This window comes from Bradyrhizobium sp. TM239 (assembly GCF_036247985.1).
GTDB classification, from domain to species: domain Bacteria; phylum Pseudomonadota; class Alphaproteobacteria; order Rhizobiales; family Xanthobacteraceae; genus Bradyrhizobium; species Bradyrhizobium ottawaense.
This window is the reverse complement of sequence record NZ_BTIR01000005.1, coordinates 731,063-755,154: the sequence shown is the minus strand read 5'-3', so window position 1 is coordinate 755,154 and position 24,092 is coordinate 731,063. Positions and strand designations below refer to the sequence as shown.

Sequence of the window (24,092 nt, the reverse complement as noted above, 5' to 3'; positions counted from 1 at the left end):
CGGCGAGGCTCCCCCGCAACCAATCTCGCATCGAGATCAGTGCCAAAGGAGCACGCCATGTTCCGCCTAAGACCTTTCCTGATGACGGCCAGCCTTGTGGGAAGCCTGTTCGGCTTCGCCTGCGGCCCCGTTTCCGCGCAAGTTGCCCCGGTCGAGCCGGCCCCCACCGCGCTGCAGGGCCCGGAGCAGCGGGTGGCGCTGGTGATCGGCAATTCGAACTACCAGAACGCGCCGCAACTCGCCAATCCCGACAATGACGCGCAGTCGATGGCGCAGTTCCTGAACTCCGCCGGCTTCGAGGTGGTTGCAGCGACCGACCTGACCCAGAACGACATGCTCCGCGTGGTGCAGGACTTTTCCGCAAAAGTGTCCGCGCGCGGTCCGAACACGGTGGCGATGGTCTATTACGCCGGTCACGGCGTGCAGCTCGCCGGCGAGAACTATCTCGTTCCCGTCGATGCCAAGGTTTCGAGCCAGACCGAGCTCGTCAACAATTCGGTGCGTCTCGTCGACGTGATGTCGACGCTGGAGACGATCCCGAGCCGCATGCGCATCGTCATTCTCGATGCCTGCCGCAACAACCCGTTCCCGACCGTCAATGACGCCGGTCGCGGCCTTGCCATCGTCGACGCGCCGAACGGCTCGATCGTCGGTTACTCGACCGCGCCGGGCGCTGAAGCGCTCGACGGCACCGGCGGCCACAGCCCGTATACGCAGGCGTTCCTGAACGTCGCGCGCGAACCCAACGTGCCGATCGAGCAGCTGTTCAAGCGGGTCCGCCTGCAGGTGAACCAGTCCACCAGCGGCGCGCAGATCCCGTGGGAGAGCTCCTCGCTGACCTCGGACTTCACCTTCTTCGGCGACACCGCGGTTGCCGCCAACCGCGCGCCCGTCAATACGCCGGTGGTGCAGATGGCCTCCAACCTGCCGAGCCGCTCGACGCGTCAAGCCTATGACTACGTCGTGTCCGAGGGCCGGCCGGAATATTATCAGGAGTTCATCCAGATGTATCCGCACGACCCGCTGTGCGACCACGTCCGTTGGCTGCTCAACAACATCCTGCTCTCGCAGGCCTGGCACAAGGCGGTGCTGGTGAATTCGCCGGTTGCCTACAAGAGCTTCTACGACAGCTACGGCAACAGCCCCTATGCGCAAATGGCGCTGAAGCTGCAGACGCAGCCGAAGCAGATCCCCTTGATGCAGGCGACCAAGTTCCTGGCGCCGCAGAACATTGCTCCGACCTTCAAGATCGGCAATCTCGGCCAGCCGAAGTACATGCCGCTGCAGCAGGGTAATGGCGGTGGTCAGATCAACGGCAATCTGCCGATCGTGCAGAAGCCGGTCGACGGCAATGTCATCGGCAAGCTCGGCAATGGCGGCCAGATCGGCAACCTGCCTTCAGGCAACAACCAGCCGAACGGCACGCCGTCGCAGACCCCGGGCAAGATCGTCACCCTGCCTGCGCCGACCAACACGACCACCAACAATGGCGGCATCGGCAAGATCGTGACCCTGCCCGCGGGCAACAACAAGCCGGACGCCGGCAACGGCACCCCCGGCAAGATCGTCAGCATGCCGGTGAATGTCGGCAAGGGCGGCACGAAGGTCGAGGCGAAGCCGGTCAACGTCCAGACGCAGAACAACCCGATCCGCGTCAACAACGGCAACACCGGTATCGTGAAGCCCAACAACAACCCGGTGAACAAGGTGCAGGTCCAGAACAACAACCGTCCGCAGTTCAACACCACGAACCGCAACGTCAGCAACGGCGGCAACAACTTCCGCCAGTCGATGAACCAGGCGCCAAGCATGAACAATGGCGGCAACAACCACCGCGGCTTCATGCACTGATCGCGATCAGCGAAACGACAAAGGGGCAGAGCGGAAACGCTCTGCCCCTTCTTCATGTCGGTTCTTGCTCGTTCCGGGCTCTCGCTTGGCGAGCCCCGGAATGACGGCTAGGCCACCAGCTCCGCAAACAAATCCGCATCGACATTGCCGCCTGACAGCACGATGACGACGTTCTTGCCGGCTACATCAAGACGTCCCGCAAGCAGTGCGGCGAGGCCGACGGCACCGCCGGGCTCGACCACGAGCTTCAGCTCGCGATAGGCGAACGCGACGGCGGCGCCGACTTCCTTGTCCGACGCCGTGACGCCGCGCGCCAGCAGCTTGCTGTTGATCGCAAAGGTCATCTCGCCGGGGATCAGCGCCATCAGTGCGTCGCAGATGGTGCGGCCCGCGGGCCCATGCGGCTCGCGATGGCCCGCCGTCAGCGAAAGGCCGTGATCGTCGAACGCCTCGGGCTCGGCCACCACGATTTCGGCCAGCGGATAGCGCGCCTTCACGGCGGTTGCGACGCCCGCGATCAGGCCGCCGCCGGACGCCGGCGCCACCACGATGTCGGGGCTGAGACCGAGCGTTGCCATGTCCTCCGCGATCTCGCGGCCGGCGGTGCCCTGCCCTGCGATCACGAAGGGATCGTCGTAAGGCCTGACCAGCGTCGCGCCGCGCTTCTCGGCGATGCCGCGCGAGATCGCCTCACGGTCGTCCTTGTCGCGATCATAGAGCACGACCTCGGCGCCGTAGGATTTGGTGCGCTCGCGCTTCGACAGCGGCGCATCCGCCGGCATCACGATGGTCGCCTGCATGTCGAGGATCTTTGCCGCCGCCGCCACACCCTGGGCGTGGTTGCCGGAGGAGAACGCGACGACACCGCCGGCGCGCTTGTCCTGCGGGATCGAGAACACCTTGTTGAAGGCGCCGCGGAACTTGAACGAGCCGGTGCGCTGGAGCATCTCCGGCTTCAGGAAGACCTTGGCGCCGACGCGCTCGTTGAGCACGGGAAAGGACAACAGCGGGGTGCGGATGGCGTAGGGCGCGATCACGCGCGCTGCGGCGTCGATATCGGCAGGGCCGATCGGGAGGAGCTGTTCGGTCATATCAGACCTTATCGCGGCCACCGCAGCGCGGGCAAGACACCTCCGCGCGAGGATTTTTCTCTTCAGGCGACGAAGCGTGGCTGTTCCGCGGCGTTCCGGCCTGGCAGCACCGCGCCGACCGCCTCAATGCTGGCCACAAAGGCCCTCGCCGAGGCTTCCCACGTGTAATTGGCGGCGAACGCGACGCAGTCCTGCCGGGAAATGTCCAGCGCCGCGAAGCAGGCGCTGCGCAGGTCGTGATCGAGCGCGCCGACCGGGGCATCGCCGATCACGTCGCGGGGGCCCTTCACCGGGAAGGCGGCCACCGGCAGGCCGCTTGCGAGCGCTTCCAGCAGCACCAGGCCGAACGTGTCGGTCTTGCTCGGGAACACGAAGACGTCGGCGGCCGCGTAGATGTCCGCCAGCGCCTCGCCGTGCTTCTCGCCGAGGAAGATCGCATCGGGATAGGCCTCTTCGAGCGAGGCGCGCGCGGGGCCGTCGCCGACGATCACCTTGGTCCCGGGCAGCTCGAGATCGAGGAAGGCCTCGAGATTCTTCTCCACCGCGACGCGGCCGACCGACAGGAACACCGGTGCCGGCAGGCAAAGGTCGATGGCGCGGGGGTGGAACAGATGGGTGTCGACGCCGCGCGGCCACAGCACGACATTGTCGAAACCACGCTCGGTCAGCTCGCGGGCGAGCGCAGGCGTTGCCGCCATCACGGCGCGGCTGGGTGCATGGAAGCGGCGCAGCGCCCGCCAGATCAGCGAGCCCGGCACCGGCACGCGGGCGCGGACATATTCGGGAAAGCGGGTGTGGAAGCTGGTCGTGAACGGCAGCCTGCGCTGGCGGCAATAGCGACGGACCATCAGGCCGATCGGCCCTTCGGTCGCAATGTGGATGCTGTCGGGGCGCGCCTCCTCGATCAGCTTTGCGATGCGTGCGGGACGGGGCATCGCCAGCCGCACGTCGCGATAGCTCGGCATCGCAAAGGTGCGGAACGATTGCGGCGTCAGGAATTTGAATTCGACGCCGAGCGCCTCCGCGGCGTCGGCGAGCTTGGTCAGCGTCCGAACCACACCGTTGACTTGCGGGTGCCAGGCGTCGGTCGCGACCAGGATGCGCATCAGGCGACCTCTGTTATGCAGCTCGAGCTGCGACCTGCGGGACGGCTGCCGGCTTCTGCAAATGATCCGCCCAGGTGATGATCTCGAAATGGCCGTCGTCGTGCTCGACGAGCGCCGTGCAGCTCTCGACCCAGTCGCCGCAATTCATGTAGCGGATGCCGCCCTCGTCGCGGATCACGGCGTAATGGATGTGGCCGCAGATCACGCCGTCGGCGTCGTGGCGTCGCGCCTCGGCGGCGAGCGCCTGCTCGAACGCGCCGATGTAATTGACGGCGTTCTTGACCTTCTGCTTGGCCCATTGCGACAGCGACCAATAGGGCACCTTGAACAAGCGGCGGAAGAAGTTGACGAAGCGATTCATCTGGATCGCGAAGTCGTAGGCCTTGTCGCCGAGATGGGCGAGCCAGCGCGCGTTCTGCACCACGAGGTCGAAGATGTCGCCATGGATGACGAGATAACGCTTGCCATCCACGCCGGTGTGGACGGTGTTCTCGACCACGTCGATGCCGCCGAAATGCGTGCCGTAATAGTTGCGCAGGAACTCGTCGTGATTGCCGGGGATGTAGACGACCTTGGCGCCCTTGCGCGCCTTGCGCAGCAGCTTCTGCACGAGGTCGTTGTGGGATTGCGGCCAGTTCCAGCTCGATTTCAGCGCCCAGCCGTCGACGATGTCGCCGACGAGATAGATCGTGTCGGCATCATGGTAGCGCAGGAAGTCGAGCAGAAGATCGGCTTGAGAACCGCGGGCTCCAAGATGAACGTCGGAGATGAACAACGTGCGAAAGCGCCGCTCCGGGCTCTCGTCACTCACATCGTAGCTTCCCATGCGCGCCAGCCTGTAACAATGTCCCGTGACAGGGGGATGACCAATTGAACCTTCGAGGCACCTTCAAATACGAATCACGCTTTGCCTCGCCCTCCCCGCGAATATCAGTCGCATGCGACAATCAGGCGACATGACGCCGCAGCGGGATCGCGCAAGAGGCCCGGCGCGGCAAACGACCGGGATCGGACCTCAAAAGCCCGTTAAACGATGGGCCAAGACAGTCATTCAGCCGATCGACGTGATCCGCGGGCAGGTTTGCCGTTTGGGGCCCCGACGATGGCCCGAACCACCAGTGCGATGCGCTCGTCGCGCGCGCCGGGCCTAATTCGGTCCGAACCTTCGAGTTCAGCGAGCCCGTGCAGGGCAGCCCAAAAGGTCTCGGTCACGAGAGCGACGTCGACGCAAAATGGCATGACGACCGCGGCAAGGGCCTGAAAGGCGCCGTGCAGTTCCGGCCTGCTTCCAGCTTCGGCGAACCGCAAATTCGTCGGAAGGACGAACATGGCCTCATAGAGTGCAGGATGACGTCGTGCGAAGGCGAGATAGGCCAGCGCAACATTCTTTATTGCGTTTTGTCCGGACGATCCGCTCGCCGCTTCCCGCAGAGCCGTCGTGATCTCCCGGAAGCCTTCGACCGCAACTGCAGCAACGATCGCATCCCTGTTTTCGAAATGCGAATAGAGCACGGGCTGACTATGTTCGATCTCGTCAGCCAGGCGACGGATCGTAACAGCGCTCCATCCCTCACGCTCGGCGACCGCGCGGGCTGCGGCGATGATACGGTTCTCGCGTTCCGCCCTTTGCCTGTCTTTTCGCTCAGCAATCCCCAAGCTTCGATCTCCCGGAACAGATGCCCATCACTGTCCACAATATCGTTACTTGATAATCTAGCAATGCTAGATATTTTGAAGAGGTGGAATGGATGAGTTGAAATGCATTGGCTTTCGCTTGGAACTGCACTGCTTGTGGCGCTTGCGATCATCGTGATCGGCAGCGGCTATATCCTGAGCCCGCGGACCGCGACACACAGTTTCGGTCTACCGCTGCCAGAAGACGGCCCCAACGTCGCCTGGTGGCTTCGTCTCAAGGGCGTTCGCGACATCGCGTCGGGACTAACCGTCTTGGCGTTGATGGCATGGGGCTTCCCCCGCGGGGTCGGCATCGTTCTGTTTGTTGAAGCCGTCATCCCAATTGGCGACATGCTGCTCATTCTTGCGGCCAACGGCTCCAAGAGAACCGCGTTCGGCATTCATGGTGTCACGGCGGCGCTCATGGTCCTGGCATCCATCCCCTTGATGATGGACGTGTCCTGAGATGATCGCCCTCGCATGGACCTCGTCCTGACGGCCGCAGCCTGTTGCGGAAACAAGCTGGCGCACCGTTCACTGCGGGTCAGTAAAACCTATGGAAATGATGGATCGGGCCGTGGCCGTGCCCGACGCTGAAGCGGTCGGCGGCCGCGATCGCCGCGCTGATCCAGGCCTTGGCGTTGCGCACGGCAAGCTCCAGATCTTCGCCCTTGGCGAGCTCCGCCGCGACCGCCGAGGACAGCGAGCAGCCGGTGCCATGGGTGTTGCGGGTCGCAACGCGCGGCGCGGCGAGCGCGATCGTGTTTTGGGCATCGACGAGATAATCGGTGCTCTCGGCGCCCTCGCCGTGCCCGCCCTTGATCAGGACCGCACGGCAGCCGAGCGCCAGCAGGCGATGCCCCTGGCTTTCGATCTCGGCCTCGCTTGCCGCGACCGGCTCGTCGAGGAGAGCCGCGGCCTCCGGCAGATTGGGCGTGATCACCGACGCCAGCGGTATCAGTTTCGTGCGCAGGGCGTCGACGGCCTCGGATGCCAGCAGGCGGTCGCCGGAGGTCGCCACCATCACGGGATCGAGCACGACATGTCCGGGCGCCCAGCGCGACAGCGCGGCCGCGATCGCATCGATGCTGGCGACTTGCGCCACCATGCCGATCTTCACCGCGCCAATGTCGAGATCGGAGAACACCGCATCGATCTGCGCGGTGACGAATTCGGCCGGCACCGCATGAATGCCGGTGACGCCGCGCGTGTTCTGAGCCGTCAGCGCGGTGATGGCGGAGGCGCCATAGACGCCGAGCGCGGCAAAGGTCTTCAGGTCGGCCTGGATGCCGGCGCCGCCGCTCGAATCGGAGCCGGCAATGGTGAGTGCGACCGGGGTCGTCATCGCCGGGCACATTTGCTGGATAAGGACACCGCCATGGCCTGTCCTAGCGCGGCCGTGGAACACCGGCAAGCGCCGCCGAGCCGTGTCCGACGGTGATTCGCGACGCCGTGTGCTCCCTGCGAATCAGGCAAACAGCGGGCCGGCACGCCCCGCAATCGTGCGGACTTGAAAATGCAACCGCGCCGGACCCTTGGTATAGTCTCGAACCTCACGTGCTTCGCCGATGAGCGAGACGTCAGAGTGGAACTGTCCAGCGACACCCATGTTGCGGGCGCCCGGCCCGCAAGCCGCCTGGAACGGAATCTTGGGGTGGAATGATGTGGGCCTTTTTTGAACGTCTCCTCGACTCGTCCATGCTGTCGCCGCACGGCATCTGCCTGTTGTGGGAGCCTGAGCTGATCTGGCTTCACGTCGTTTCCGACGCCTGCATCGCCGCCGCCTATTTTTCGATTCCGTTTGCCCTTGCGATCCTGGTCACCAAGCGGCGCGACCTCAAGTTCGGCTGGGTCTACTGGGCCTTCGCGATCTTCATCATGGCGTGCGGCCTGACCCATGTGCTGTCGATCTACACGCTCTGGGTCCCGGTCTATGGCATCGAGGGCATGGTCAAGGCGGCGACCGCGGTGGCGTCCGTGGTCACGGCGGGCGCGCTCTGGCCGCTGCTGCCGAAGATCCTGACGATCCCCTCGCCGTTCGAGTTGCGGCAGGTCCAGGCCGCGCTCGAGGAGGAGGAAATCAAGAGCCGGGACGCGACGCTGCTGCTCCAACAGGTCAGCGACGCCCAGCGCGCGATGCGCGAGAGCGTGGCGCGCCTCACCGCGATCGTCGAGACCGCGGTCGACGGGGTCATCCTGTTCGACGCGCAGGACCATATCCTGCTGTTCAATCCGGCCTGCGAGCGCTTGTTCGGCTACTCCGCCGACGAGGTGATGGGCCGGAACGTCAGGATGCTGATGCCCGAGGCGGGCACCGCGCCCGACAGCCACGCAAGGCATTTGGCGACCGCCGGCGAGGCCATTGGCCTGCGCAAGGACGGATCGACCTTTCCGATGGACGTGTCGGTCGGCCGGACCCGGCAGGACGGCGAATTGATCTTCGTCGGCATCGTCCACGACCTGACCACACGCAAGCTGACCGAGCAGCAGCTCCAGCAGGCGCAGAAGATGGAGACGGTCGGTCAGCTCTCCGGCGGCATCGCCCACGACTTCAACAATCTGCTCACCGTCATCATCGGCAACGCCGAGCATCTGAGCGAGCAGCTCAAGGCCAGGCCAGACCTGCGCCGCTTTTCCGACGACATCTGCCAGTCGGGCGAGCGGGGTGCCGAGCTGACGCAGCGACTGCTCGCGTTCAGTCGCCGGCAGTTGCTGCAGCCCCAGACGATCGATTGCCGGGGCCTGCTCGAGTCCATGTTCAAGCTGCTCAAGCGCACCTTGCGCGAAGACATCGAGATCAGGACGGCCTCCGGGGCCGGCACGATCGTGGCCTTTGCGGATCGCGCCCAGCTCGAATCCGCCGTGCTCAACCTTGCGCTCAACGCACAGGATGCGATGCCGGCCGGTGGTCACCTGTCCTTGAGCACGGAGTTGACCGCGCTCGACGACGACTATCGCGCCCTTCACCCCGAAGTCGCATCCGGGGCTTACGTGTTGATCTCGATCACCGACGACGGCGAAGGCATGACGCCGGAGGTCACCCGGCGCGCCTTCGAGCCGTTCTTCACCACCAAGGAGGTCGGCAAGGGCTCGGGCCTCGGCCTCAGCATGGTCTATGGCTTCGCCAAGCAATCCAATGGCCATGTCACGATCTACAGCGAGCCAGGCCTTGGGACGACGGTCCGGATCTATCTGCCGCGCGCGGACATCGGATCATCGCACACCGAGCTTTCCGATGGCGAGGACGCGGCGCCGCGAGGATACGAGACGATCCTGATCGCCGAGGACGATCCGTTCGTTCGCTCCTCCGCCATTCGCAGGGTGGAAGCTCTCGGATATCGCGTCGTTGCCGCGGTCAACGGCAAGGAGGCCTTGCAGCAGCTGCGCACCGATCCCGGTATCGACATGCTGTTCACCGACATCGTGATGCCCGGCGGCATGAGCGGCTGGGAGCTCGCCGACCAGGCGCGGCGGATTCGTCCCGGCCTGCCGGTCCTGTTCACCTCGGGCTACGCGCTGGAGACCCTGGTCGAGCAGGGCCACGCGCATGCGCAGGCGATCGTGCTGACCAAGCCCTATCGCAAGGTCGAGCTCGCCCAGCGGCTCAGAGACGCATTCGCCGCGGCCGTGGTGACTTCCTAGGCGCCGGACCGGCATCTGGTGGCCGGCAAGTCCGCTTGCTAAATGGTGCCGGGTTTGGCCTATTAGCCGCCAGATACGCTTTCGGAGTGCCCGCGATGGTTCCTTTTTTCGTCCAGATCAAATGCAAGCTCGGCCAGTCCTATACGGTCGCCAATGCGCTTGCCGAAGCCGAGATCGCTTCCGAGATCTACTCCACGGCCGGCCAATACGACCTCCTGGTGAAGTTCTACGTCGACAAGGACACCGACATCGGCCACTTCGTCAACGAGAAGGTGCAGGTGCTGCCGGGCATCCAGGACACCCTCACCATCATCACCTTCAAGGCGTTCGGCGCCAGCTAAGCTAACCAGCTTCCTTGGGCTTGGGCCGCGGCGGACCATCGACCGGCGGCAGCGATTTGAGATAGTCCGCCATCGCCGCAATATCCGCGTCGGACAATTGCGAGGTGTTCTTGATCACACGCCTCATCGCGCCGCCGACGCTGTCGCCGTCGGGCAATTCGCCGGTTTTGAGGAAATAGGCAAGATCCTTCGCGCTCCACTCGCCGAGGCGCTTCTGGGTGATGTTGGGCACCCAGCCCTCGCCTTCCGGATTGGGCCCGCCGGCAAAGCGCTGGCCTGCGATGATGCCGCCGAGCGCGTTGCGCGGGCTATGGCATTCGGCGCAATGGCCAAAGCTGTTGACGAGATAGGCGCCGCGATTGAATTGCGGCGACTTGGTGCCGTCGGCAACGAGCGGCTTGTCGTGCAGAAACAGGAATTTCCAGACGCCGATGTTGCGGCGGATGTTGAAGGGAAAGCCGACGTCGTGGTCGCGCACCTTGCCGGCCACAGGCGGCAGCGTCTTCAGATAGGCAAAGAGATCGAGCACGTCCTCGCGCCTTGCGTGCTGATAGGACGTATAGGGGAAGGCGGGAAAATAATGCTGCCCGCCTGGCGAAACCCCGTGCATCACCGCGTTGACGAAGTCGGCGTCGGTCCATTTGCCGATGCCGTCGTTCGGATCGGGGGAGATGTTCGGCGCGTAGAACGTTCCGAACGGCGACTTGATCGCGACGCCGCCCCCGAGCCTGACACGGTCGGGCTGGTTGGGCGTGGCGTGGCACGACGCGCAGCCCCCGGCATTGAACATCGCCTCGCCATTGGCAAGGTTTGCCACATGGGCCGGCGCGTTGCCCACAGCCGCCACCACCGGCGCGCTGAGCCACCAATAGACGACGCCGGCAGCGAGCGCGGCGAGCAGCCCCGCGAGAATTGTTCGTTGCAACATGGGTATCCATTCACTCGACGCGGCGAACCTAAGACCGATGTCGCCGCGGCTCCAGCCACGAAGAATTTAGCCCGCCCTGGCCGGAAACGGGAATAAACTGAAATGCCGGCTGTTGGAAAGTCTGGCAGCCCGAACGGGTTCAGCAGGGAGAATGTCATGAATAAGACCGTCATTGCCGCCTTAGCGCTCGGTGCCGTTGCTTTTGCAGGTCCGGCCAGCGCCGAAAAGCTGAAAGCAACGCTCGACGGCAAGTCCGAGGTGCCGGCAACGACCAGCAGCGGCACCGGAACCGCCGATCTGGACTATGATGCCGCCAGCAAGAAGCTGTCCTGGACGGTTACCTATTCCGGGCTGTCCGGCCCCGCCACCGCCGCCCATTTCCACGGCCCCGCGGAGGCCGGCAAGAACGCCGGCGTCGCCCTCGCGATCCCGAATGCGACCGCCAGCCCCGTGAAGGGCGAAGCGACGCTGACCGACGCGCAGGCTGCCGATCTGCTCGGCGGCAAGCTCTACGTCAACATCCACACCGCGGCCAATCCGGGCGGCGAGATCCGCGGTCAGGTGACGAAGTAAGCCGCGACGCTGCTTCGTTGCGTGAAGGCCGGGCGCAGGAGGGGCGTCCGGCCTTTTCGATTCTGGCCGCGCCTAAAGCGCGATGCGATCAGGATGAATCGTCATCGCGCTTTAGGTTGTTGTTTAAGCATGATCTTTTCGGAAAACCGCTGCGCACTTTTCCGGATCATGCTTTAAGCCGCGTTCAGCGCCTGCGTGAGGTCGGCGATCAGGTCGGAGGGGTTCTCGATGCCGATCGAGAGCCGGATCGTGGAATCGAGCACGCCGATTTTCCGGCGGATGTCGGCCGGAACGCCGGAATGGGTCATGGTCGCGGGCAGGCTCGCGAGCGATTCCGTGCCGCCGAGACTCACCGCCAGCTTGAGGATCTGCAGCGCGTTGAGGAATTTGACCGCAGCGTCCTTGCCGCCGACGATGTCGAACGAGAAGGTGGATCCCGCCCCCAGGCATTGCCGCGCGAACACACGCCCGGCCGGCGAGGCCTCCTCGTGATGACCGAGATAGTGGACCTTGGCGACCTTGGGGTGATCGCGCAGATAATCCGCCACGAGGCGCGCATTGGCATCGGCTTTTTCCATGCGCAGGCTCAGCGTCTCGAGCGAGCGGTTGATCATCCAGCAGGAATGCGGATCGAGCTGGGTGCCGATGGCGCCGCGGAGCGCCTTGATGCCTTTCATCAGCGCCTTCGAGCCGAGCGCGGCACCCGCGATCAGATCGGAATGACCGCCGACATATTTCGTGAGCGAGTATAGGGAAATGTCGGCGCCATGCTCGATCGGCCGCTGAAATACCGGTCCGAGCAGCGTGTTGTCGCAGGCGATGATCGGCGTGTGTCCCTGGGCCTTTCCGATGGAATCGGCAATGCGGCGGACCATGGCGACATCGACCAGGCCGTTGGTCGGGTTGGCCGGGGTTTCGATCAGGATCATCGAAACGCGGCCCTTGCCCATGGCCTCCTCCGAGGCCTGCTTGACGGCGGCTTCGTCGATCCCATCGGCGAAGCCGACGGCGCCGATCGACAGGCGGGCCAGCGTGTTCGTCAGCAGCGTTTCCGTCCCGCCATAGAGCGGCTGGGAGTGCAGAATGACGTCGCCCGGGCGAACGAAAGCCAGGATTGTGGTGGCGATGGCCGCCATGCCGGAGGAGAACAGCGCGCAGCTCTCGGTGCGCTCGTAGATCGAGAGCCTGTCCTCGACGATCTCGCTGTTGGGATGATTGAAGCGCGAATAGACCAGGCCCGCGCCCATGCCTTCCGGCGGCTCGCGCCGGCCGGCGACGAAATCGAAAAAGTCCTGCCCGTCATCGGCGGTCCTGAACACGAAGGTGGAGGTCAGGAAGACCGGCGGCTTGATGGCGCCTTCCGACAGCTGCGGATCATAGCCATAGGTCAGCATCAAGGTTTCGGGATGCAGCATATGGTTGCCGATGTGGGTCTTCGACGGAAACGGTTTTGCCATGGCCTGTCTCGCTGTTCTGCTTGAAGCCGCGCCATGGAACTCCTGATGAGGCCGTCGGGAGCGAGATGCGCCAATTTCCAACAGCTCACGTCAATGCCGCGGCGACTGCAGCCAAGATAGCTGCTCTCACAGCGATCCGTCAGGCCTTGCGGACATAAATTCCTGCCGCGCTTCGCGCCGGCGCAAAAAAGCGGCTGCTTTCGCAACCGCCTTTTTCGATTCCTTATCGGCGCCGTAGCCCGGATGGAGCGAGAATTGCGCCTCGCTATTTCAGCTTGACCCGATATGTCTCGTGGCAATCGCTGCAGCGGTCATTGATTGCGGTATAGGCCGCCTTCAGGCTGGCGACATCCTTGATCTTGCCCTTGACATCGGCGATCGCCTTCTGCACGGGCGGGATCTTGGAGTCGAAATCGGCCTTGTTCTGCCAGACCTTTTGCGAGGCGCCATAGGTCGCGTTCACCACGTCCTGCTTGGGATTGACCTCGAAGGTCTTGGCGATCTTGCCAACATCGACCTCCATGCTGGCGATGGCCTGATCAACCGCTTTCTGGTCATAGGGGATGTCGCCCTTCGTCATCTTCTGGATGATGCCGTACTGGTTCTTGGCGATCCCGCGCATCAGATTGTCCTGCTGAACGGCGATCTCCTGCTGCGCCATCACGGCGCCCGCACCCAGCAGGATGGTCCCCGCGACAATCATCGTTCGCTTCATTGCTAATGTCTCCGGCTCGCAGAGGTGAGGATGGGCCCATTCATGGATAGAAACCCCGCAGCGAGCGTTTATTCCCGCCGCGGAAGAATCGCCGCCTAGAGGCTGTGACGGCGATGGTGCTCGCTGATGGCGATCCACACCCGCTCAGGCGTTGCCGGCATGTCGATGTGGTCGATCTTGTACTCGCGCCACAGCGCATCGACGATGGCGTTGACGATGGCCGGACAGGAGCCGATCGCGCCGGCCTCGCCTGCCCCCTTCACGCCCATCGGATTGGTCTTGCAGGGGACGTTGGCGGTCTCGAACACGAAAGCCGGACCGTCCGCCGCGCGCGGCAGCGCGTAGTCCATGAAGGTCGCGGTGATCAGCTGGCCGTCATTGGGCCCATAGACCACCTGCTCCATCAGCGCCTGGCCGATGCCCTGCATGGCGCCGCCATGCACCTGGCCGGCCAGCAGCAGCGGGTTGAGCGTCTTGCCGAAATCATCGACGATCACGTAGTTGACGATCTTGATGATGCCGGTGGCCGGATCGATCTCGACCTCCGCCACATGCGTGCCGTTGGGATAGGTGCCGTCGGCGCTGGCGAAGGTCGCGCTGCCGTTGAGCTTCGACGGATCGGCGCTTGCGCGCTTGGCAAGATCGGCGAACGAGATCGAACGGTCGGTCCCGGCGATGCGCACCACGCCTTCCGAGATCTCGAGGTCGCCGGCGCCGGCCTCCAGCGCCTGCGCCGCGATCTCCTTCAGCTTCGAGCCGAGCTCGCGCGTCGCCCGCTCGACGCTGACGCCGCCCGAGGGAATCGAGGCCGAGCCGCCGGTGCCGAGGCCGGTGGCGATCTCGTCGGTGTCGCCCTGGCGGACGTGGACGCGCTCCGGCGCCACGCCGAACTGCTCGGCGACGATCTGCGCATAGGCGGTCTGGTGGCCCTGCCCGCTCGACTGTGTGCCGATGAGGACAGTGACATCGCCATTGGGATCGAGGCGAACATTGGCCGTCTCTTCACCCATCACGCCGCAAATCTCGACATAGCTCGCGAGCCCGATGCCGCGGATCAGGCCGCTCTTCTTGGCAGCCTTGGCGCGCTTGGAAAACTCCTTCCACTCCGCGATCTCCATCGCGCGCTTCAGATGCGCGGCGAAATCGCCGGAATCGTAGACCTTGCCCGTGGCCGTCTTGTAGGGCAGCGCCTTCGGCGGAATGAAGTTCTTGCGGCGGATGGCGTCCGGCGTCATGTCGAGCTTTCGCGCGCACGCGTCGACCAGACGTTCGATGACATAGGCAGCTTCGGGCCGGCCCGCGCCGCGATAGGCATCGACCGGCACGCTGTTGGTGAAGATGGTGCGCACCCGGCAGTGGAAGGCCTGGATGTCGTAGAGGCCCGGCAGCATGCCGGCGCCGCCATGGGGAATGTAGGGGCCGAAGGTCGACAGATACGCACCCATGTCGCCCATCAGGTCGCAATCCATCGCGAGGAACTTGCCGTCCTCAGCCAGCGCCATCTTCGCGGTGGTGACGTTGTCGCGGCCCTGCGCATCGCCAAGGAAATGCTCGGAGCGGTCCGCCGCCCATTTCACGGCCTTTTTCAGTTTTCGCGCGGCGACCGCCATGAGGGCATATTCCCGATACGGAAACAGCTTTGTGCCAAAGCCGCCGCCGACATCGGGGCAGATCACCCGCATCTTGTCGGTCGGGATGTTGAGCACGTTCTGGCACAGGATGTCGCGCAGGCGATGGCTGCCCTGGCTGCCGACGGTCAGCGTCAGATGGTCGCGCTTGGCGTCGTATTCGCAAACGGCCGCGCGCGTCTCCATGAAGCTCGCGACCACGCGCGGATTGACGATGGAGATTTCGGCGACCGCATGCGCCTTGGCGAAGGCGGCTTCGGTTGCGGCCTTGTCGCCGATCGAGACGTCGAACAGCACATTGCCGGCCTTGTCGGGCCACACCTGCGGCGCGCCCTTCTTGACGGCATTGACGACGCCGGTCACTGCCGGCAGGGGCGACCATTTGACGTCGATCGCCTCGATCGCGTCGCGGGCCTGGTCGATGGTCTCGGCGACGACGAAGGCGACGGCATCGCCGACATGGCGCACCTCGCCCGCAGCGAGGATCGGGTATGGCGGGCCGGTGAACGGATCGGTCTCGAGATTGAACAGGCAGGGCAGATTGCCGAGATCCTTGACGTCGTCGGCGGTCAGAATCAGCGCGACGCCGGGCAGGCCGCGGGCGCGGCCCGCATCGATGGTGTATTTGGCATGCGCATGCGGGGAGCGCAGCATCAGGCAGCGCAGCGCGGCCTGCGGCGCATAATCGTCGGTATAGCGGCCCTTGCCGCGGATGAGCGCGTCATCCTCCTTGCGCAGCACACTTTGGCCAACGCCGAACTTGATGGGAGCCGCCATTTTTTCTTGTCCCGTCCTATGGTTGTTTTGCCGGCATATTGCCGTGGAAATACTGGCAAGGCAAACGGGTTTCCGGCGACGCGGGCCGCGAGGATTTGGCCCGAGCCAGGCCTGTCAGAGCGGGATGGGACGGAAAGGCCGCAGCTCGGTCATTTCCCTGTGAAGATCAATGATCCGGCGGGCGTCCTCAGCACGTTCGGTCTCAGCCAACTCTCCCGCATACGCCATGCGACGAACCACCGCTGAGGTCTGGAACGTCCAATATTGCGTCATCAGCGGGCTGATGAAGAGCTCGTTCCCGCTGGTCCGGCTGGTGGCATGATAGTTGCCAAACTCGCCCCGCAGTGCACTCGCGATCGAATTGCAGACGATGCTCGGGTGCTGCGGCTGGCGCTGGTTGGCATAATCGACGAGATCAAGGAAAGCATCGGCCTGCTTGCTGCCCTGCGACAGCGAAAACATACCGAGAAACCCTCCATCGCGAATCAGATGCGCGGCGTTCTCCAGAAAGGCGTGATGCGAGACGCCGTGATAGTGATCGACGCCGAAGCCGATAGCGGCCAGCAGTACGTTTTCGCCCGCAGCCTGATCGGCGGCAACGAGCGAGACCGCGTCCTCGACAACACTGCCGACGCCGGGCTCATCACCGAATACGATGCTGTCCGTACCGCCATCCACGAGAACGACCGTGTCGATGTCATGACGATCGATGATCGCGCGATACGCCGTTGCCAGCGGCCGCACACCACTCTTCGCAAAGGCATAGACCGGCACGAGTTGCTCGCGCCGGCCGAGCCATTCGGCCAGCCAATTCTCCGGGAAGTAAGGTATCTCGGCGGCGCGCTGATCGACCCGCCAAACCGTCTCTCCGACACGCTCGCCGCCGCACAACCACAAATTCGTGAAGGATAAGCTGGCGAACACCACCTGCTTGCCGCGTGCCGTCAGATGCTGAGCCAGCGAAGACGTCGAAGCCGCCGCCACAGCCCGCAATGAGCACGCTGGTTGCGCCGTTCAATCGTTCAAGAAACGGAATCATGTTTGAAACCCAAGGCATGGACAGAATAGGCGAACCAGATTGGTGCTAATGACCTAATTTCCTGACCATAAAGTACTTGTGGTAGGTGGCCTCTCCCATGCGGACGGCGGCGGGATCGGTACCGTAGATTTCAAAGCCGTTACGCTTGTAGGTGTTGATTGCAGCGGTCGATTCGAGCAGGACGGCGAGATGCACCTGCTCGACGCGTGCCTCGGCATGGGCAAGAAGCTCCTTGATGAGCCGATCTCCGACCCCTTTACCTCGGCCCTCCTCCCTCACGTAAACCGTGAAGATGTGGCCCCTGTGCTGCGATCGCCGATCTGGCGAGACATAGAAGCCCGCGACGCCCATTAAGCCCCCGCATTCGAATGCGCCGAGGACCATTCCATCCAGCCAACGGCGATAGGCCGCTAACATCGCTTCCCCGCCCTCATCCTCTTCAGGAGAACCGAACGTTTGAGGGTGCGTCCGAAGCGCTTCCGCGCGAATGTCGCGAAACAGGTCGAGATCATCGACCGTCAATCGTCGGATTTCCACGTCCGCCTGAGGGCGGGCAGCATGCGATATCATGATCGCCTCCTTTCCTTGTCGCAGCAATGGTCGGCAGGAATTGGTGGCCTGTCACATCCCACCGCGGCCCCACAGAGTCCTCGTGCTATCTCTCAACCTCTCGATGGCACGTTCAGGCGCGATGGCGTCGATCTCGCCGCGCGTCAGACCGATGTCCATCAGCTCCCTGTCGCTCAGGTCCCGCAAGGTGAGCCGCGCGCGCGGCCGCCACTCTTGAAACGCACGCCAGTAGCGCCTGAGCAGGCTCAGGACGATGGAGAAGTCGAGGCGAAGCCCTGCGGCATCGCGCTCCGTCGCGGATGTGATGTTCGTCTGTTGGGGTGGCATCGGATGCTCCTGCTATTGAGCCGGCAGGGAGCGTGGCCAAACAAAAGGCCCCGTCCGATGCCGGCGGGGCCTGGTGGAAAAGATGTCGTCGTCGAAATCCTAGCGCACGACTCCTTCCACGGCCCAGCCGAAGCGGGTCATGTGGTTGCGGTTGATGGTGCGCGAGCATTTAGTCATGAGCGCTTCCTATCACGGCGATCGCACAAAATCAAGAGATGTGCGAATGTCGGGTGCATCCTGGGGGCGAACCTCTCGCGCGCAGGCACTTTCCGAGGCTATGCGGACATGCCCCAAATTCTGCCCGAATGCTCACCTCCACTCGTGGAGCTTGTCTTCCGGGGCTTCATGATCAGCTTTCGAACCATCGCTGCCGCCGTTGTTATCGCGGTCAGTATGCCTGCGGGCGCCGAACCTTGGCGTCAGCACCTGGTTCTCAGAATGAGCCCGCCGGTGCGGATAGCGTTGCCTGACTTTGCCGCAGCCGGCCCTTCGGAGATTGCGCTCACCCAATCGCTCTCGCGGATCATTGCTTCTGACCTCGAGCAAAGTGGCGCGTTCGCCTTGGTTGATCAGGTCGCATTCCTGACAAAGAGCGTGAATGTCGAGGTGCCGCCTGAATTTACCGATTGGCGCAGAACCAGCACACAGGTGTTGCTCGCCGGACGTATCACCCGTCAGCCCGATGATCGCATCAAAGTCGAGTTTCGGCTTTGGGACGTATCCGGTGGCACACATCTCATGGGCCGCCGGTATATCGGCAGTCCCGGCGATCTAGGCGGCATTGGCCACATGATTTCCGGCGATATCTACGAGCGCATCACGAATGAGAAACGTACCTTCGAGTAGAGCACTGCTCCGATACAAGCGCAGGCAAGGCGGATGTGACGAACCTGTTGATCTCGCCTAGCCGCGCACCAGCGAAACCAGCCAGCTGCGGCCGAACAGGATGAGGATCGCAAGCGCGTAGACGATCGTGCCCCCAACCGCGAGCAGAACCAGCGCCAACTCGTCGTGGAAGCGCATCGAGGCGAGAGCTGAAGCGGTGAGGCGCGATCAGCAGAACGCTGCGGCGAGGATGATCCCGGTCAGCAGGAATTTGCCCAGCGACATCAGCCAGGCACGGTCAAGCACGAGAAAGCCGTGCCGCGCGGCAAAGAAGAGCACCAGCAGCAGAATGGTCCAGCTTCCCGTCGTACGCTCCGACGCCGTGCTTAGGCGATTGTCATGGCGAGCTAAGGGTTCTTCCGAGTGTTTCAGCATGTTGCCACTTTTAGGAGGACTTGTCGGGTGGGTTCAGATCGGCAACACTGCTCGGATTTCAAGTAATGCTTTAATGGGTGTCCTCATGCCCGAAACATTGGAAATCCTGTTGTGGTGTGCCGCGCTCGCGACGTGGCTGATGCTTTCCTTCAGGATAATAAGCGAGCGCCTGAAGCCGCTCTCGAATCTCGTCAGCCATCTGCTCGAGGTTGCTTTCAGGCACAAGACGAAGTGACGTAGTAACGGCCGCAAAGGCACGGCTTGGCAGCTGCCGAGCTGGCAGAGCTGCGCGTCGCGTTGATGGCGTCAAGACGAACGGACCAAGCGGCACATCGTGCGGCTGCAACCTCTCGCAACTCTGCTGGGGCCGACGATGCTCACTCGAAGCAAGCTCAAGTTATTGGCTATCAGGCTGAACAAGCGACTGAAACGAACAACGCTGCTAGCCTGCCAGCCTCCGATCGAGGGAGAACCGGCCCCCTCCGGTGACCAGGATCAACAGAGCGCCTCCTGATATCGAGATGTTCTTCAGGAAATTATTGTACTGCCCGATCTGCTGCGGACCGGCGGGATATTCCCAGTAACGATGTGCGATTGCAGTAGCCGACAATACAAATAGAAAAATCAAAATTGCGCAGTAGCGCGTACCAACGCCGAGTATCAAACCAACCGATATCAGTATTTCCAGGATGACGGTGGTCGTCGTGAACAGCTGCGGCGCTGGAAGGTTGAGCGAACGAAAATAACCCACTGAGCCACTGAAGTTGCCAAGTGCTCCATACGCGCTTCCAACAAACACCCATGCAAGCAGGATGCGGCCGATCAGGATCAACAGGTCGGCATTGCCGGTGGCGAACTGATCGATCCGAGATGTGGACCAGGGAGAGCGAAACGACATGGTCACTGCCTCATCGCGTTGCCATCTGAGGACGGCACCTGAATGTTGAGATCGTATCACGATTGGCGAACCGCATGAAGGCCGCCCGGCGGGGCATGAGGCGCTGGAGACCCCTGCTGCCTCGGAGACCCAACAAACGGTCCATCCGCTCACGGCGTTGGCCGCGTTCAAAGCGATTCTTCGGCGCGGCGACGGCGGGCTAGGCGTGCTGGCTTTCGGCACACGCCTAGCCGCGCACCAGCGAAACCAGCCAGCTGCGGCCGAACAGGATGAGGATCGCAAGCGCGTAGACGATCGTGCCCCCGACCGCGAGCAGAACCAGCGTCACCTCGTCCCGGAAATGCATCACGCCCAGCGCAGATCCACTGAAGCGCGCGATCAGCCAGAAGGCGGCGGCGAGGATGATCCCTGTCAGCAGGAATTTGGCCAGCGACATCAGCCAGGCGCGGTCCAGCACGAGAAAGCCGCGCCGCACGGCGAAGAACAGCACCAGCAACAGATTGGTCCAGACGCCGACGGCGGTTGCGAGCGCAAGTCCGATCTGGGCCAGCGATCCCATCAAGGCGACCTTCAGCGCGACATTGACCGCGATGCCCGTCAGCGACGCCCGCACCGGCGTTGCCGTATCCTTGCGGGCATAGAAGGTCGCAACCGCGCTGCGGATCAGCACGAAGGGGATCAGGCCGATGGCGTAGGCCGCGAGCGTGGCGCCGGCGGCGGCCGCATCGGCCTTGGAGAACGCGCCGCGGGCGAACAGCGCGCGCATGATCGCGTCGGGCACGGTGAGAAAGGCCGCAACGAACGGGATCGAGAACAGCAGCGTGAAATCGAAGGCGCGGCGCTGCGCCTTCATGGCGCCGTCATCGTCGTTGGCCGTGATCCGCCGCGACATCTCCGGCAGCAGGACGGTGCCGATGGCGATGCCGATCACGCCGATCGGGAGCTGGTTGAGCCGGTCGGCATAATAGAGCGCCGACAGCGCGCCGGCGGGCAGGAAGGTCGCGATGATGGTGTCGGCGAACAGCGCGACCTGCGTGCCCATCGAGCCCAGCGTCGCCGGGCCCAGCGCCTTGAAGAAGCTACGAACGTCTTCGTCGAGCTTCGGCGGCGCAAAGCGCGGCAGGCCGCCATGGCGGGCGAGATCGCCGGCGAGCAGGAAATATTGCAGGAAACCGGAGATCAGGACGCCCCAGGCCGCGGCATGGCCCGCGCTCGGAAACCAGACGGCGACCGCCAACGTCATCATCATCGAAACGTTGAGGAAGATCGAGGCGGCCGCGGCACTGGCAAAGCGCTGCATCACGTTGAGCATGCCGCCATAGAGCGTCACCAGCGTGATCAGGAGCAGATAGGGAAAGGTGATTCGGGTCAGCTCGATCGCGAGCTTGCGCTGCTCGGCGTCGTCACTGAAGCCCGGCGCCAGAATGCGCATGGCCTGCGGCATGAAGAGCCAGGCGACGATGAGCAGCACCACCTGCGAGGCCAGGAGCAGCGTGAAGATGCGGTCGGCGAACAAATGCGCTGCCTCCTCGCCCTTCTCGCCATGGACATGCGCATAGGCCGGCACCCAGGCAGCGTTGAAGGCGCCCTCGGCGAAGATCGCGCGGAAATGATTGGGCAGCCGCAGCGCCACGAAAAAGGCGTCAGCCACGGGGCCGGCGCCGAGGATCGCCGCGAGCATGATGTCGCGGGCAAATCCCGTCAGCCGCGAGAGCAGCGTGTATCCGCCGACTGTGAAGATGCGTCCGAGCATGCGGACTGTTCTAGAGCATGCCGGGAATAGGTCTAGGTGCAAACCGCGGCGAAGGTCCGCCCCCTCCCCCGCCTGCGGGGCAGGGTTGGGGAGAGGGTGTCTCCCCACGCGAGAACCCCCGTGAGGAGAGAGCCCTCACCCGCGCCTTCAGCGAAATCAGGCCGCAAGCGCACCGCGGACGGCGGCGACGATTCGCTCCTGATCGGCTTCGGTCAAATAGGCGTGCATCGGCAGGCTGATGACGTCCTGCGACAGACTTTCGCAAGCGGGCAGGCCGCCCTCGGCGACCGGATATTGCTTGTAGGCGGTCTGCTGATGCATCGACTTGCCGTAATAGATCGCGGTCGGCACGCCCTGGGCTTTTAGCGCGGCAGCAAAGCCGTCGCGGTCGGTGCCCTCAGGCAGGCGGATCGTGTATTGCGCCCAGACCGAGGTGTTACCGGGCGCCAGGCGCGGCACGGTGACCACGTTGGACAGGCCGCGCGCGTAGCGTTCCGCGACCTTGTTGCGGGCGGCGATCTCGTCGTCGAAGATCTTCAGCTTCTCGATCAGGATCGCGGCCTGCATGGTGTCGAGCCGACCGGTCAGGCCGAGGCGGACGTTGTCGTACTTGTCGACGCCCTGCCCGTGCACGCGGATGCTGCGCAAGATGGCCGCGAGCTCGTCGTCATCGGTGAAGATCGCGCCGCCGTCGCCGAAGCAGCCGAGCGGCTTTGCGGGGAAGAAGCTGGTCGTGGTGACGAGCCCGAAGGTGCCGAGCTTGCGGCCCTTGTAGCTTGCGCCAAAACCTTGCGCGGCGTCGTCGATCACGAACAGGCCTTCGGCCCGGGCGATCTCGGCGATGGCATCGTGGTCGGCGGGCTGGCCGAACAGATCGACCGGAATGACCGCAACCGGCCTCAGGCCTGCCTTGCGGGCGGTCGCGATGCCGCGCTTCAGAGACTCCGGGCTCATGTTGAAGGTCGTCTCGTCGACATCGACGTAGACGGGGGTCGCGCCCATCCGTGCCGCCGGCGACGCGGTCGCGATGAAGGTGAACGATGGACACAGCACGGCATCGCCGGGCCCGACGTTCTTTGCCATCAGCACCATGAGAAGCGCGTCGGTGCCGCTGGCGCAGCCGATCACATGCTTGGCACCGCTGTAGGCCGCGAGCTGCTTCTCGAGCTCGGCGACTTCAGGGCCATTGACGAACTGGCAGTGGTCCATCACGCGCTTGACCGCGGCATCGAGCGAGGCGCCGAGCCGGCGGCGCTGCGAGGCGACGTCGATGAAGGGAATGGGATCGGAACGCAGATGCTGGTTCATGGTCTGGTTCTTGGCGCCTTCTTGAGTGGTCGGCATGGAGAGGGTTCAGCCGGCGACGCGGCGCGGGCCCTTGAGGGCGGGCGATTTGGCCGCGGGCCGTGACGGCGTCTCCAGGCACTGCGTCGCGATCTCGAGGCTGGCAACGCCCTCGTCACCGGTGACCGCCGGCGTCTCGCCGTGGCGCACGGCCTTGAGGAACGCGATCAGCTCGGCGCGGAGCGGCTCGTCATGTCCAACCGGCAGATGCCGCATCGAATAGCTGCCGTCGGGCTTGAAGCCGAAGCACTCGGTGACCTGGCGCGTCAAGAGATCGCCCATCACGTATTTGCCGCGGGTCGCGACCGTGACGCTGCGCGCCTTGAACGGCGTCAGCCAGTTGGTGTTGATGTGGGCGAGCACGCCGTTGGCGGTGCGGAACTGCAGCAGCGCGATGTCTTCGCGCTCGGCGATCGCGCTCGACAATTGCGGCTGTACCTCGACGATGTCGGATTCGGTGAACCAGCGGATCAGATCGATGTCGTGCACGGCGAGGTCGATGACGACGCCGACATTGGACATGCGCGGCGGGAACGGACCGACGCGGGTGATCGCGATGGAAAGAATGTCTTCGCCAGCGATCGCCTGCTTGACGGCGGCGACCGCCGGATTGAAGCGCTCGACGTGGCCGACCATCAGCGTGACGCCGGCCTTTTGCGCGGCAGCGACGATCTCGCGGCCCTCCTCCACCGTGGATGCGATCGGCTTCTCGACCAGAACATGAATGTTCTTGGCGATGCAGGCGAGCGCGACCTCGTGATGCAGGTGGGTGGGAGCTGCGATGGTGACGGCATCGATGCCTTCGGCGAAGAGCTGGTCGAGCGTCTCGAAACTCGCGCAATTGGCAAGTTCGGTCGCGCGTGTGCGATGGGCCGGCGAAGGATCGACGACGCCGACGAGGCTGACGCCGGGAAGACCCGCCAGCACGCGCGCATGGTTGCTGCCCATCACGCCGGCGCCAATGACGCCAACGCGCAAGCCGGCCTTTGCCGGTGCAGATCCTTTGGAACTCATTTGAGCAAACCCCGATTCAACGCAAATCCCCGGCGCGCTTCTAGCACGGACGCCACATTTGTGGCGAATGCCGCCTTGGCGGCCCGGACACGATTTGATTCAAA

24 protein-coding genes are annotated in these 24,092 nt (G+C 63.9%); 7 read left to right on the top strand and 17 right to left on the bottom strand.

What is annotated here, in order from left to right:
* Positions 1-57 precede the first annotated feature (57 nt).
* The gene (locus tag AABA84_RS12260; protein ID WP_338312172.1) at positions 58-1,851 is read left to right on the top strand and encodes a caspase family protein; all 1,794 of its coding nucleotides are present in this window, start codon (positions 58-60) and stop codon (positions 1,849-1,851) included.
* A gap of 107 nt (positions 1,852-1,958) precedes the next feature.
* Here the strand turns inward: AABA84_RS12260 and AABA84_RS12255 are convergent, their stop codons facing one another.
* The 4 genes from AABA84_RS12255 to AABA84_RS12240 all read right to left on the bottom strand — a co-directional run bounded on the left by AABA84_RS12255 (position 1,959) and on the right by AABA84_RS12240 (position 5,704).
* Entirely contained in the window at positions 1,959-2,942 is a 984-nt protein-coding gene (locus tag AABA84_RS12255) for a threonine/serine dehydratase (RefSeq protein ID WP_212250565.1), read from the bottom strand.
* A gap of 62 nt (positions 2,943-3,004) precedes the next feature.
* The gene (locus AABA84_RS12250; RefSeq protein WP_212250566.1) at positions 3,005-4,048 is read right to left on the bottom strand and encodes a glycosyltransferase family 4 protein; all 1,044 of its coding nucleotides are present in this window, start codon (positions 4,046-4,048) and stop codon (positions 3,005-3,007) included.
* A 13-nt stretch (positions 4,049-4,061) separates the two neighbouring features.
* A complete protein-coding gene (locus AABA84_RS12245) occupies positions 4,062-4,874 on the bottom strand; it encodes a UDP-2,3-diacylglucosamine diphosphatase (protein ID WP_028143308.1) in 813 nt (270 codons plus the stop codon).
* Positions 4,875-5,095: 221 nt separating this feature from the next.
* The gene (locus AABA84_RS12240; RefSeq protein ID WP_338312171.1) at positions 5,096-5,704 is read right to left on the bottom strand and encodes a TetR/AcrR family transcriptional regulator; all 609 of its coding nucleotides are present in this window, start codon (positions 5,702-5,704) and stop codon (positions 5,096-5,098) included.
* A 102-nt stretch (positions 5,705-5,806) separates the two neighbouring features.
* Here AABA84_RS12240 and AABA84_RS12235 point away from each other — a divergent pair, with 102 nt between their 5' ends.
* The gene (locus AABA84_RS12235) at positions 5,807-6,187 is read left to right on the top strand and encodes a DUF4267 domain-containing protein (RefSeq protein ID WP_212250568.1); all 381 of its coding nucleotides are present in this window, start codon (positions 5,807-5,809) and stop codon (positions 6,185-6,187) included.
* 79 nt (positions 6,188-6,266) lie between these two features.
* Here the strand turns inward: AABA84_RS12235 and thiD are convergent, their stop codons facing one another.
* Positions 6,267-7,067, bottom strand: coding sequence for a bifunctional hydroxymethylpyrimidine kinase/phosphomethylpyrimidine kinase (gene thiD, locus AABA84_RS12230; protein WP_338312170.1), 801 nt, complete (start codon positions 7,065-7,067; stop codon positions 6,267-6,269).
* 314 nt (positions 7,068-7,381) lie between these two features.
* On the opposite strand from thiD, the gene AABA84_RS12225 reads away from it, so the two are divergent.
* On the top strand, positions 7,382-9,364 hold the full coding sequence (locus AABA84_RS12225) for a PAS domain S-box protein (RefSeq protein WP_445083409.1): 1,983 nt from the start codon (positions 7,382-7,384) through the stop codon (positions 9,362-9,364).
* Positions 9,365-9,459: 95 nt separating this feature from the next.
* Positions 9,460-9,705 carry an Lrp/AsnC ligand binding domain-containing protein gene (locus AABA84_RS12220; protein WP_018317369.1) on the top strand — a complete coding sequence of 82 codons (246 nt, stop codon included), beginning with the start codon at positions 9,460-9,462 and terminating at the stop codon, positions 9,703-9,705.
* Between the two features lies 1 nt (position 9,706).
* Here AABA84_RS12220 and AABA84_RS12215 read toward each other — a convergent pair whose 3' ends face one another.
* Positions 9,707-10,633 (bottom strand): cytochrome c, encoded by a 927-nt coding sequence (locus tag AABA84_RS12215; RefSeq protein ID WP_338312168.1) that lies wholly within the window; start codon positions 10,631-10,633, stop codon positions 9,707-9,709.
* A gap of 156 nt (positions 10,634-10,789) precedes the next feature.
* Between AABA84_RS12215 and AABA84_RS12210 the strand changes: the two genes are divergently transcribed.
* Positions 10,790-11,206: a CHRD domain-containing protein gene (locus tag AABA84_RS12210; RefSeq protein ID WP_028143311.1), complete on the top strand. Its 417-nt coding sequence runs from the start codon at positions 10,790-10,792 to the stop codon at positions 11,204-11,206.
* A gap of 173 nt (positions 11,207-11,379) precedes the next feature.
* Here AABA84_RS12210 and AABA84_RS12205 read toward each other — a convergent pair whose 3' ends face one another.
* The 6 genes from AABA84_RS12205 to AABA84_RS12180 form a co-directional block, all read right to left on the bottom strand.
* Positions 11,380-12,663 (bottom strand): cystathionine gamma-synthase family protein, encoded by a 1,284-nt coding sequence (locus AABA84_RS12205; protein ID WP_338312167.1) that lies wholly within the window; start codon positions 12,661-12,663, stop codon positions 11,380-11,382.
* A 265-nt stretch (positions 12,664-12,928) separates the two neighbouring features.
* Positions 12,929-13,378 (bottom strand): cytochrome c, encoded by a 450-nt coding sequence (locus AABA84_RS12200; protein WP_212250577.1) that lies wholly within the window; start codon positions 13,376-13,378, stop codon positions 12,929-12,931.
* 95 nt (positions 13,379-13,473) lie between these two features.
* Positions 13,474-15,783 (bottom strand): xanthine dehydrogenase family protein molybdopterin-binding subunit, encoded by a 2,310-nt coding sequence (locus AABA84_RS12195; protein WP_338312166.1) that lies wholly within the window; start codon positions 15,781-15,783, stop codon positions 13,474-13,476.
* A 114-nt stretch (positions 15,784-15,897) separates the two neighbouring features.
* Positions 15,898-16,767, bottom strand: a complete 870-nt coding sequence (locus AABA84_RS12190; protein WP_338312201.1) for a DUF1152 domain-containing protein — start codon at positions 16,765-16,767, stop codon at positions 15,898-15,900.
* A 100-nt stretch (positions 16,768-16,867) separates the two neighbouring features.
* Positions 16,868-17,392, bottom strand: a complete 525-nt coding sequence (locus AABA84_RS12185) for a GNAT family N-acetyltransferase (RefSeq protein ID WP_338312165.1) — start codon at positions 17,390-17,392, stop codon at positions 16,868-16,870.
* 51 nt (positions 17,393-17,443) lie between these two features.
* The gene (locus AABA84_RS12180; protein ID WP_338306572.1) at positions 17,444-17,719 is read right to left on the bottom strand and encodes a DUF1127 domain-containing protein; all 276 of its coding nucleotides are present in this window, start codon (positions 17,717-17,719) and stop codon (positions 17,444-17,446) included.
* 285 nt (positions 17,720-18,004) lie between these two features.
* Here AABA84_RS12180 and AABA84_RS12175 point away from each other — a divergent pair, with 285 nt between their 5' ends.
* Positions 18,005-18,565, top strand: coding sequence for a hypothetical protein (locus AABA84_RS12175; RefSeq protein WP_212250585.1), 561 nt, complete (start codon positions 18,005-18,007; stop codon positions 18,563-18,565).
* A 207-nt stretch (positions 18,566-18,772) separates the two neighbouring features.
* Here AABA84_RS12175 and AABA84_RS12170 read toward each other — a convergent pair whose 3' ends face one another.
* On the bottom strand, positions 18,773-18,979 hold the full coding sequence (locus tag AABA84_RS12170) for a hypothetical protein (protein ID WP_246550638.1): 207 nt from the start codon (positions 18,977-18,979) through the stop codon (positions 18,773-18,775).
* Positions 18,980-19,064: 85 nt separating this feature from the next.
* On the opposite strand from AABA84_RS12170, the gene AABA84_RS12165 reads away from it, so the two are divergent.
* Positions 19,065-19,214 (top strand): hypothetical protein, encoded by a 150-nt coding sequence (locus tag AABA84_RS12165; protein ID WP_212250773.1) that lies wholly within the window; start codon positions 19,065-19,067, stop codon positions 19,212-19,214.
* A gap of 207 nt (positions 19,215-19,421) precedes the next feature.
* Here the strand turns inward: AABA84_RS12165 and AABA84_RS12160 are convergent, their stop codons facing one another.
* The 4 genes from AABA84_RS12160 to AABA84_RS12145 all read right to left on the bottom strand — a co-directional run bounded on the left by AABA84_RS12160 (position 19,422) and on the right by AABA84_RS12145 (position 23,988).
* Entirely contained in the window at positions 19,422-19,877 is a 456-nt protein-coding gene (locus tag AABA84_RS12160; protein WP_338306731.1) for a DoxX family protein, read from the bottom strand.
* A 226-nt stretch (positions 19,878-20,103) separates the two neighbouring features.
* On the bottom strand, positions 20,104-21,630 hold the full coding sequence (gene murJ / locus AABA84_RS12155) for a murein biosynthesis integral membrane protein MurJ (protein WP_338312164.1): 1,527 nt from the start codon (positions 21,628-21,630) through the stop codon (positions 20,104-20,106).
* Positions 21,631-21,786: 156 nt separating this feature from the next.
* Positions 21,787-22,974: a DegT/DnrJ/EryC1/StrS family aminotransferase gene (locus AABA84_RS12150; protein WP_338306575.1), complete on the bottom strand. Its 1,188-nt coding sequence runs from the start codon at positions 22,972-22,974 to the stop codon at positions 21,787-21,789.
* 9 nt (positions 22,975-22,983) lie between these two features.
* Positions 22,984-23,988, bottom strand: coding sequence for a Gfo/Idh/MocA family protein (locus AABA84_RS12145; RefSeq protein ID WP_212250588.1), 1,005 nt, complete (start codon positions 23,986-23,988; stop codon positions 22,984-22,986).
* Positions 23,989-24,092: the final 104 nt, after the last annotated feature.